Source organism: Streptomyces sp. KR55, from assembly GCF_052245645.1.
Classification (GTDB): Bacteria; Actinomycetota; Actinomycetes; order Streptomycetales; family Streptomycetaceae; genus Streptomyces; species Streptomyces flavusporus.
Map to the genome: position 1 here is coordinate 1 of NZ_JBQQCE010000384.1, position 9,553 is coordinate 9,553.

Consider the following 9,553-nt stretch of genomic DNA (forward strand, 5'->3'; position numbering starts at 1 on the left):
ATGGGCAGCGGCCGTTCTTTCGTGCTTCGTTACTCGACATCTCGAAGCGTGAAGAACGGCCGCGCCACGTGCTGCCGGTTCCCGGAGAACTCAGCAGGTCGAGTGACCTGCGGCGTTAAACGCCAAGGTTAGGCTTTGGGCCCTTCCACCTCAGGCCAGGGCCGGAGATCATGGAGAGACCAACGAACCGGGGGGAAGCCGATGCTGGCGAACGAGTACGGGTACCAGGTGTCGAGCCGTCGGGCCGCGTCCTGGTTGCACGAACGGCTGCGAAGCTCGCGGGACACCTACCTTCGCCTCGCGCTGTTCGGCACCGTGCTGCTGGCCGCGTTCGTGGCGGTGGTGTGCCTGTGCGCGGCCTCGGCCTGGCCTTTCGGAAGCCTTGCGGCCATCGTCATTGCCGCCGGCGGGTTCGTGTTGGGGGGCTTCTTTGGAGTGGGCGGCTGGCTGGCGTACGCCAACGACGCGGCACTCCTCCGCATCTCCGCTCAACACCCGTTCCAGGCCTGGCCGTGTCAGCTGGAACGGACCGCGGACGGCAAGCGCCTGATCCTGTTGCTGGCGCCGAACGGCGACGTGGTCCGGGAGTTGGAGTCCAGTGTGCCCGACCATGTGTGGCAGCGCATGCCCGACGGTCGGGGCATGCTGTGGATCGCCGGGGACCTCCGCATGGAGTGCCTGGTGGCGACGCCTGGAGCTGGGGACGTTTGGCGTGCCAAGGGGCGGCCGTACGGGGCGTCCTCCGGGGCCGGTCGGTCCGCCGGAAGGCTGCGCGCGGTCGAGGACGAGCTGCTGCGGACTGTGGCGGGCGAGACGTTCGGAAGGTTGCTGGGAGGATGACCGAGGCGGACCGGCCTCCTGCTGGCTCGTCCAGGCGAGACGGTAAGAAGCTGCTTGAACTACTGGGTGTGCGGTTCAGGGGGTTTGGGACGGTTGCTACCGCATTTAGCCGGTGTGGTGGTCGAGTCGATCGAGCGTGCGGCCGGTACGGTCACGTTCTGCGCGCACTCCGTGGCGCCGTCGGCACGGTGCCCAAGATGCGGGGTGGTGTCGTGGCGTGTGCACGGCCGGTACGCGCGCCAGCACCATTGAGGACGCCGGGGACCCGTCGTCAGGCACCCGGAAGTGTTGCTTCGAGCATGTGAATCAGATTCTTTTGCCTGCTTGGTCCCCGCCGGACGGTTGCTGCACAACAGCACACCGCGCGAGGGGAGGACCGGGGCATGGACGTCGTCCACGAACGATGCGCCGGGATCGACATCGGCAAGGCGGACGTGAAGGTCTGCGTCCGCGTTCCGGGGCCGGGCAAGCGGCGCCGCAAGGAGGTGCGTACGTTCTCCACGATGACCCGTGACCTGCTGGCGATGCGGGACTGGCTGCTGGCCGAGGGCATCACCGTGGTCGGCATGGAGAAGACCGGTTCGTACTGGAAGCCGGTGTTCTACCTGCTGGAGAACGACATCGAGAGCTGGCTGCTGAACGCCCGGCACATGAAGAACGTCCCCGGTCGCAAGACCGACGTCGCCGATTCCGAGTGGATCTGCAAGATGGTCGAACACGGCCTGGTTCGGCCCTCGTTCGTCCCGCCTCCGCAGATTCGGCAGCTGCGGGACCTGACCCGCTACCGCACCGAGGCCATCCGCGAACGCACCCGTGAGGCCCAGCGGCTGGAGAAGCTCCTCGAAGACGCGGGCATCAAACTGTCCGCCGTCGTCTCCGACCTGCTCGGCAAGTCCGCCCGCGCGATGCTGGAGGCGCTGATCGCCGGTGAACGCGACCCGCTGGTTCTGGCGGAGATGGCCAAGGCCGGGCATGCGGGCCAAGCGCGAGGTCCTGGCCCAGGCCCTGACCGGCCGGTTCACCGACCACCACGCCTTCCTCGCCCGGACCATGCTCGACCGCATCGATGCGGTCACCGCGACCGAGGCCCGGCTGAGCGAGGAGATCACCCGCCAGCTCGAACCCTTTCGCCGCCAGGTTGAGCTCCTGACCACCATCCCGGGCGTCAGTACCAAGTCCGCCGAAGTGATCCTCGCCGAGATCGGCGTCGACATGGCACGATTCCCCAGCGCCGCCCACCTCGCCTCCTGGGCGGGGATGTGTCCGGGCAACTACGAGTCCGCCGGCAAGCACACCTCCGGCAAGTCCCGCCCCGGCGACCCGTGGCTGAAGGGAGCACTCGGACTCGCCGCCACCGCCGCGGCCCGCAGCAAGGACACCTACCTGGCCGCCCGCTACAAACGCATCGCGATCCGCCGCGGCAAGAAGCGGGCCCTGGTCGCCGTCGGTCACACGATCCTGACCTCGGTCTGGCACATGCTCACCGACGACGCCGAGTACGCCGACCTCGGAGCGGACTACTCCTTCAGCGAACCGGCCGCGCGCGCCAGACGCGGCGCCTGGTCAGCCAGCTCAACATGTTCGGCTATCAAGTGCCCCTCCAATCAGCGGAACCCGTCTGAACTGCGACGTTGGGGGATTTTCGAATCAGACTCTGCCAAGGAGGTAAGTCATGCGGCAGCAGCCTCCAGGCACAGCCGGCCCGCAGCCAGTACGCCTGCGCGTTGAGGATCTCCCGCCGCGTGTGTTTCGCCGGCCGTCCACCGGGCTTGACCGCCGGAACCAGCGGACGGAGGATCTCCCACTCCGGATCGGACAGATCCGTCGAGCAACGGGTACGCAGCCCGCACACCCCAGCCCCCGAAAGTGCCTCACCGTCCCGCTACCAGGCGACTTGCCCGCTGATAGGCTTTCAGGCGCCCTCTAGCCCTTTAGTGGAGACATCACCCCCTCTGTTCTCCCATTTGCCTGTTCGTGGTGATCTTGTTCGTAATCTGTGGGCGTCGGGTGGCATCGAGGTGAGGGCGGGCAGTGGACCGGGCGACGAGTGAACCGCAGTGGGGAGGGGACGGTGCCGGGCCGCGGGTGGTTGCGGTCGAGGTGGCTGTGCCGCCGCACCAGTACCGGCAGGAGGACATCACAACGGCGTTCGCGGATCTGCTCCCCGGACCTGCGGGTGCGCATCGTGCTCTGGGCAGAGTGTCGGCGAACGCCGGGGTTGTCACGCGGAACCTGTCGCTGCCGCTTCATCAGTACGCGGCGCTGGACGGGTTCACCGGCGCCAACCGTGCCTGGCTGCACACGGCCCTGGAGCTGGGCGAGCAGGCGGTGAACGAGGCATTGAGCGCGGCCGGGGTGGAGCCGGACGAGGTGGATGTGGTGATCAGCACGACGGTGACCGGCCTGGCTGTGCCGTCGCTGGAGGCTCGCCTGGCGCAGCGGATCGGGCTGCGCCAGGACGTCAAGCGCATCCCGCTGTTCGGTCTGGGCTGCGCCGCGGGGGCTGCGGGCATCGCGCGGTTGCACGACTACTTGCGGGCGTTTCCTGACCAGGTCGGGGTGCTGCTGGGGGTCGAACTGTGCTCGCTGACGGTGCAGCGTGGCGACTGGTCCCTGGCCAATCTGGTGGCCACGAGCCTGTTCGGGGACGGTGCTGCGGCGGTCGTTGCCGTGGGGGAGCAGCGGGCCCGGGGCTGCCGCGGGCCGGAGGTCGTGGCCACCCGCAGCCGGCTCTACCCGGACAGCACCGACGTCATGGGCTGGCGGATCGGCGCGAACGGGTTCGGCATCGTGCTGTCCCCGGACGTGCCCACGGTGGCGGAGCGGGAACTGCCCAAGGACGTGAGCGCTTTCCTGGCCGCTCACGGCCTGACGGTCGGCGATGTCGCCGCCTGGATCTGCCATCCCGGGGGGCCCAAGGTCATCGACGCGGTGGAGCGTGCCCTCGGCCTGCCCGAGCAGGCTCTGGCCCACACCCGTCATTCCCTGGCGACGCGGGGCAACCTGTCGTCGGTGTCCGTTCTGGACGTGCTGCGGGCGACGCTGGAAGCACCGCCCGCCCCCGGCTGCATCGGGCTGCTCGCCGCGATGGGGCCGGGCTTCGCCAGCGAGCTGGTCCTGCTGCGCTGGTGACCCGGAGCGTCCCCTGACCGCGGCGGCTTGTCGTCTGCCCGCCTTCGAACCGCTTCAAGGAGTCGGCGTATGTCTTTGTCCGAGCTTGTCAGGCAATCATGCGCGCCGCCTGGCAGGACTGATTGGTGCCCGCAGGCCGTGGTCGGCCCGGCGGACAGCGGTGCAGCGTGGTGATGCGCATGGGGATGCTGCCAGCGTGGCTGGTCGTGCTGGTGGCGGCGGTCGCCGCGGAGCGGCTGGCGGAGCTGGTGGTCTCCAGGCGGCATGCCCGATGGGCTCGGGTGCGTGGTGGTGTGGAACACGGACGAGGCCATTACCCGGTCATTGTGGCCGTCCACACGGCGCTGCTGGTCGGCATCCTCGCGGAAGTCGCCGTCGCGCGGCGGGCGTTCATCCCCGTGCTGGGCTGGAGTGCGCTGTGTGCCGTGGTGCTGCTGCAGGGGCTGCGGTGGTGGTGCGTGTGGTCGCTGGGCCCGCGCTGGAACACCCGGGTCATCGTCGTTCCGGGACTGCCGCTGGTGCGGCGTGGCCCGTACCGGTGGCTGCGGCATCCGAACTACGTGGTCGTCGCAGCCGAGGGTGTTGCGCTGCCGCTGGTACACAGTGCGTGGCTGACCGCGCTGCTGTTCACCGCTGCCAATGCCGCGGTCCTTACCGTGCGCCTGCGGGTGGAGAACGCGGCGCTGGGACTTTCAGCGTGAGCCGCGACGTGTACGACACCGATCTGCTCATCGTCGGCGCGGGTCCGGCCGGGCTGGCCGCCGCGCTGTACGCTGCGCGGGCGGGTATGTCCGTGACGGTCTGTGAGAAGCGGCCCGACCCGGTGGACAAAGCATGTGGCGAAGGGCTGATGCCCGGCGGGGTGCGACGGCTCCACGCCCTGGGGGTGTGCCCGGCAGGGGCGCCGCTGACCGGGATCGACTACCTGGATCTGTCCGGCCGCCGGGCGCACGCGCCGTTCCGAGCCGGGCCCGGGATGGGCGTGCGCCGCACCGAACTACAGGCTGCGCTGTCTGCCGCCGCGCACGCCGTCGGCGCTCACCGGCTCGATGCCCGCGTGACGGCAGCGGCGCAGGATGCCACCGGGGTGAACGCCGCAGGATTGCGCGCACGCTGGCTCATCGCCGCCGACGGTCTGCACTCCCCGCTGCGCCGCCACCTCGGTGTCCCCGTCCGGCGCGGGTTCCCGCGCCGCTTCGGACTGCGCCGTCACTGGCACACCGAGCCTTGGAGCCAGAGCGTGCAGGTGGTCTGGGGCCGGCAAGCCGAGGCGTACATCACCCCCGTGGCTGCGGACCAGGTGGGCGTCGCCGTCCTGTACCGCCCCGACGCCACGCCGTCGGGCGCGGCGGCACACCACGCCTACGCCGGGCTGCTGGAGGCCTTCCCTCACCTGCACCATCGGCTCGCTCACGCCGCCCCGGCGTCCAGCGTGCGCGGCGCCGGCCCGATGCGGCAGCAGCCGGCGCGCCGCGTCGTGGGCCGGATCCTGCTCGTCGGTGACGCAGCCGGGTACGAGGACGCGCTCACCGGCGAGGGCATCAGCCTGGCACTGGCCCAGGCCGAAGCCGCAGTCGACGCCCTGGTCGCCGACGCCCCCGCTCGCTACGGGCACGCCTGGCGGCGCCTGACGCGCCGCTACCGGTGGCTGACCCACACCTTGGTCCTCGCCACCACCCACCCTGGCGCCCGCTCGCTGCTGGTGCCCGCATGCCTGGCCGCGCCGACGGTCTTCCACGCCGCGGTCAACCAGCTCGCCGACCCGTGAACACTCCACGTTGTACATCACCCCACTACAGCATCCGCACACGCACACACCACCGCGGGAGGTGGAGCACCATGCACGACGGGCAGTTCCCCCGGGGCGGCCCCGGCGCCCCATGGTGGGACCGTCTGTACGAAACCGACCGAGCCGAGTGGATCGACTTCATCGACCACCCCGATCCCCGGCTGGCGGAAAGGGCCCGCAGGGGACTGCGCGAGCTGGACCGCTTCCAGCGCGCGTCACTGGCCTACCGCACGTTCAGCCGACTGGCCCTGGCAGAGTCCGGTCAGCAGCGTGAGCCCCGCATCCTCGAACTCGGAGCAGGCCGGGGCCACCTCGCTGAACAGCTCCTGCGCGACCACCCCACCGCACACGTCACCGTCAGCGACATCAGCACCGACTCCGTCCAGGCATTCCGTACCGGCCCTCTGGGCGACCACCCACGGGTCACCACACGCGTCATCGACGCCACTGCCATCGACGCCCCCGACCACACCTGGGACGTGGCCGTCTTCACTATGTCCCTGCACCACCTGCAACCAGCTCAGGTACGCATGGTGCTCCGCGAAGGCACCCGAGCCGCACACCGCCTGCTCATCATCGACGCCTGGCGGCACCCGGCATACCTGGCCATCGTCCCGCTGCTGCTCCTTCTCGGCGGGGCCGCAGCCGCACACGACGGCACGATCAGCCTGCGCAAGGCCTACAGCCCGTCCGCACTGCACGCCCTCGCAGACGACTGCGGCGCACCAGTGCACCTGCACTGCAGGTTCCACCTCCCCGGCTACCTGGTGGCCTCCGCCAGCCGCAGCGCACAACAGTCGCCCGGCGACACCGCAGCCACCACAGCACAAAACCGAGACGATTGAGCTGGTACGCCGATGCGCAGTCGGCTTCTTACTCCCCTCCTTTGCCCCGCAGAGCCTCGTGACGCTTCAGAGCTTCCGCCCGGAGCCGCTGCTTCGGTTCGACACGGCCTGCGCCATGACCCGCCGAACAGCGCGGTACCGCAACCTCGTTGCAGGCCACTGCACTGTTCGGCGGGCGCCGTGACCTTCTGCGCGACCGTCCAGGCGATCGTGGCCGTCGGCGCCACCGCGCGGTTCGTCGACATCGACCCCGCCACGCTGTTCGATGGCCGCCTACGCGCGCGGGCTGTACGGGTTCCTGCGCGAGCTCGACCAGCGGGGGTGCGACCTCATCGTCGCCTCCTTGCCGCCGGAGGAGGGGCTGGGACTCGCGATCGCCAACCGGCTCCGCCGCGCCGCGGGGCCCCGGCCCACCGAGTGACCAGCACCAACGCCGTTCGATGCTCCTACCGGAGCGCCCACCGGATGCGCGTCCGACCCCGCAAGGTCGTTCCGCCCTGAGGAACCGTCCTGACCAGGCCCGCCAGGGATCGATGACATGCCCTCACTGCTCCTGCTCGTTGGGGCCGTGGTGGCCCAGGGGCTCCGGGGTGGCGCTCAGCACTCTGGCAGGCCGGACACAGCTCGTGCCGCCAGTCGTCCGTGATGACCGTTCCCCATCCCCGGCACACCTCGCAGCCCGCGGCCCGCGCCAGGTCGGCGCGGGGCACGATGCTGGACGCGTGATCGGCTCCGTGAGCCATCGGGGGGCGCCCTCCATGGATGATCAAAGCGGTGAGCCCGATGGGGCCTTCATCCACGTATACGGGTGTCCTACGACTGCGGCAAACCACGCCGAGCAGCCACGGCCGCGGCAGTCAGGACGCGGCAGGGACTGCCGCATCAAGGCCGCGGGCCGCGACGAGCTGCGCACTACCGTCGGCCAGGCGGTAGCACAGGCCCACCACGGCGGCCTGGCCAGCGGCAACCTTCTCGGCGAGCACCCGGGAGCGGTCCAACAGCAGGTCGACGGTGTGCCGTATGTGCTCGGCGAGGATCTCCTCCGGCTCAACCCGTCCGGCGGCCCGCGCCGCCAGCACGCTGGGTGTCACCCGCTCGACGACGTCCCGAACGTACCCGGCACCCATCGAGAGCAGCCGGCACACATCCTGAGCCATGACCGGCTCGTCGGCCGCGCGGACCACGTTGAAGACCTTCTGGTACTCCTCGGGCAGAGTCTTCTAGTCCATGCCTTTCTCCCGATGCGGCACCAGCAGCACCGCCCGGCCCGCGACCTGCCCGGCAGCCGGCCCGGACGTCTCGTCCGCCTCCGCTTCGGCCTGCGCGTTCAGCCGGATGAGCACCCGCTCCGCGCAGGCGAGTTCCTCCCGTTCAGCCCGCACCGCTTCCAGTTCCTTGGCCAGCCGTTCCTCCGCCGCATCGAGTTCCTCCCGCTGTGCGCTCGTGCAGCTCTGAGCCGTCCGGTTCCCGTGCCCGCCGACGTTGCACTGTCCTCCAGGGCAGTGAATGGGTGGCGCCTCGACAAGGAACGACTGGTGGCCGCCGTCGCATACTTCGCGCCCGACATCCCGGTACGAGACCACCCCTGATCGAAGCCCGCTCGACAAGTATGCGGCAGGTGCTTCCGGCGGGCACTTCACAGGTGGGGCAGTCGAACTGTTCGACGGCGGCTGCCGGTTCGGCGGGCTCTGGTATGTCGCAAAGGCTATTGTCCTGTGCCATCGATTCCTGAGCTCGACTCCCGTGGCGGGTGGCGGGTCGTTTCCCGCCCCGGCTGGGGGCAACGATCGGGCCGGTTCGGCAGTCATGGGGAGTGACACACATCCGTCTCCCGCGCTCGCCACCAACTGCTGTCGCTCGTGGGGTTCGCAGCATGGCCTGTCATCCCTGGGAGGATTCATGAGCCGCTTCGCCGCACCACCTAGCGACAGACAAGGCGCCGGGCGCGACATCGCCCCGCCCATCGCCGCCGCACGTGCCCTACGGCGCAAGCCCGTCGGTCGTGTGACACGCCGCGGTGTCGTGGTGGGGGCCGTCGCCGTTCTGCTGGCGGGGGTCGGGGCCTCGGCCGATGCCGCGCCCAGCGACCCGGTGGTCAGCGGTGCCACCATCAACTCCGGACATGACGTCATCGTGGGTATCACGCACAACGTGGTGTTCCCGGTCACGGTCACCGGATCGGATGACTCCGGCCTGTCTTTCGCCGATGTGGATCTGAAAGGGCCGCACGGCGGTTTCTACACCACCGATGCGTTCTGCGAGACCGCGAGGGCATGCACGACGGTGTTCACCGTCAACGCCCACCCGGCCCCGGGCAGCGACGATCCGGTGGACCTGGCCAACGCCAACGCGGGAACATGGTCGGTCGACGCCTTGGTCGACGCCAACGACGGCGATTCCGTTTTTGTCCCCGGCGTGGGATCGTTCGGACTCAAGCGTGCCGCGCGGCTCACGGTCAACACCTCACCGGAACCGGTGGCCAAGGGCGCTCGTATCACCGTCACCGGCAAGCTCGTGCGGGCCAACTGGGACACCTACCGGTATGCGGGATACGCGGGCCAGGCTGTGAAACTGCAGTTCCGCCCGAAGGGCAGCAGCACCTACACCACGGTGGCCACGGTGGCCACCAGCAATACCGGCACCCTTCGCACCACGGTCAAGGCAGTGAAGGACGGCTACTGGCGTTGGAACTTCACCGGCACCAACACCACCGGCCCGGCCAAGGCCACCGGCGACTACGTCGATGTACGCCCCTGATCCGGCAAGCACCACCATGAGCAACCGATGCGGCCCGGCCCCGGAGGGATCCGGCACGTCCTAAGAGGGCATTTGGTTTAGGTAGATCGCCCCGTATGCCCTAGTAGGTGCCTCGCCAGGTGGGTGTGGTCTCGTCCGTTATGCGCTTGGCGAGGTTGTCGATCGAGGCGAGGTGGATCATGGCTTCGGA

Annotated in this window: 8 protein-coding genes and 5 pseudogenes; 9 read left to right on the forward strand and 4 right to left on the reverse strand. The window is 69.6% G+C overall.

The window, feature by feature from the left end; genetic code table 11:
- The first annotated feature begins 201 nt into the window (after positions 1–201).
- Positions 202–840: a hypothetical protein gene (locus ACTWQJ_RS38505; RefSeq protein ID WP_443311089.1), complete on the forward strand. Its 639-nt coding sequence runs from the start codon at positions 202–204 to the stop codon at positions 838–840.
- Positions 841–1,223: 383 nt separating this feature from the next.
- Positions 1,224–2,462: pseudogene (locus tag ACTWQJ_RS38510) on the forward strand (IS110 family transposase).
- On the opposite strand, the gene ACTWQJ_RS38515 reads toward ACTWQJ_RS38510, so the two are convergent.
- Positions 2,429–2,692 carry a transposase gene (locus ACTWQJ_RS38515; RefSeq protein ID WP_443311090.1) on the reverse strand — a complete coding sequence of 88 codons (264 nt, stop codon included), beginning with the start codon at positions 2,690–2,692 and terminating at the stop codon, positions 2,429–2,431. The pseudogene ACTWQJ_RS38510 and the gene ACTWQJ_RS38515 sit on opposite strands and share 34 nt — an antisense overlap.
- 248 nt (positions 2,693–2,940) lie before the next feature.
- On the opposite strand from ACTWQJ_RS38515, the gene ACTWQJ_RS38520 reads away from it, so the two are divergent.
- The 6 genes and pseudogenes from ACTWQJ_RS38520 to ACTWQJ_RS38545 all read left to right on the forward strand — a co-directional run.
- A complete protein-coding gene (locus tag ACTWQJ_RS38520; protein ID WP_443311091.1) occupies positions 2,941–3,972 on the forward strand; it encodes a type III polyketide synthase in 1,032 nt (343 codons plus the stop codon).
- A 173-nt stretch (positions 3,973–4,145) separates the two neighbouring features.
- The gene (locus ACTWQJ_RS38525) at positions 4,146–4,673 is read left to right on the forward strand and encodes an isoprenylcysteine carboxyl methyltransferase family protein (RefSeq protein WP_443311096.1); all 528 of its coding nucleotides are present in this window, start codon (positions 4,146–4,148) and stop codon (positions 4,671–4,673) included.
- Complete coding sequence (locus ACTWQJ_RS38530) at positions 4,670–5,740, forward strand: NAD(P)/FAD-dependent oxidoreductase (protein WP_443311092.1); 1,071 nt, start codon at positions 4,670–4,672, stop codon at positions 5,738–5,740. The genes ACTWQJ_RS38525 and ACTWQJ_RS38530 overlap by 4 nt, the downstream gene beginning before the upstream one ends.
- Before the next feature lie 71 nt (positions 5,741–5,811).
- Complete coding sequence (locus ACTWQJ_RS38535) at positions 5,812–6,606, forward strand: class I SAM-dependent methyltransferase (protein WP_443311093.1); 795 nt, start codon at positions 5,812–5,814, stop codon at positions 6,604–6,606.
- Positions 6,607–6,618: 12 nt separating this feature from the next.
- Positions 6,619–6,828: pseudogene (locus tag ACTWQJ_RS38540) on the forward strand (hypothetical protein); the annotation flags it as partial.
- A gap of 40 nt (positions 6,829–6,868) precedes the next feature.
- Positions 6,869–7,027: pseudogene (locus ACTWQJ_RS38545) on the forward strand (Sua5 family C-terminal domain-containing protein); the annotation flags it as partial.
- Between the two features lie 436 nt (positions 7,028–7,463).
- On the opposite strand, the pseudogene ACTWQJ_RS38550 reads toward ACTWQJ_RS38545, so the two are convergent.
- A pseudogene (locus ACTWQJ_RS38550) lies at positions 7,464–7,727 on the reverse strand (carbonic anhydrase); the annotation flags it as partial.
- 99 nt (positions 7,728–7,826) lie between these two features.
- The gene (locus ACTWQJ_RS38555; protein ID WP_443311094.1) at positions 7,827–7,988 is read right to left on the reverse strand and encodes a hypothetical protein; all 162 of its coding nucleotides are present in this window, start codon (positions 7,986–7,988) and stop codon (positions 7,827–7,829) included.
- Between the two features lie 517 nt (positions 7,989–8,505).
- Between ACTWQJ_RS38555 and ACTWQJ_RS38560 the strand changes: the two genes are divergently transcribed.
- Positions 8,506–9,363 carry a calcium-binding protein gene (locus ACTWQJ_RS38560; protein ID WP_443311095.1) on the forward strand — a complete coding sequence of 286 codons (858 nt, stop codon included), beginning with the start codon at positions 8,506–8,508 and terminating at the stop codon, positions 9,361–9,363.
- Between the two features lie 100 nt (positions 9,364–9,463).
- Here ACTWQJ_RS38560 and ACTWQJ_RS38565 read toward each other — a convergent pair.
- A pseudogene (locus ACTWQJ_RS38565) lies at positions 9,464–9,553 on the reverse strand (IS5/IS1182 family transposase); the annotation flags it as partial.

Bases quoted from the DNA above. Each gene is read 5' to 3' on its own strand.
- ACTWQJ_RS38505 (WP_443311089.1), top strand. From the start codon at position 202: ATGCTGGCGAACGAGTACGGGTACCAGGTGTCGAGCCGTCGGGCCGCG.
- ACTWQJ_RS38525 (WP_443311096.1), top strand. From the start codon at position 4,146: ATGCGCATGGGGATGCTGCCAGCGTGGCTGGTCGTGCTGGTGGCGGCG.
- ACTWQJ_RS38535 (WP_443311093.1), top strand. From the start codon at position 5,812: ATGCACGACGGGCAGTTCCCCCGGGGCGGCCCCGGCGCCCCATGGTGG.
- ACTWQJ_RS38560 (WP_443311095.1), top strand. From the start codon at position 8,506: ATGAGCCGCTTCGCCGCACCACCTAGCGACAGACAAGGCGCCGGGCGC.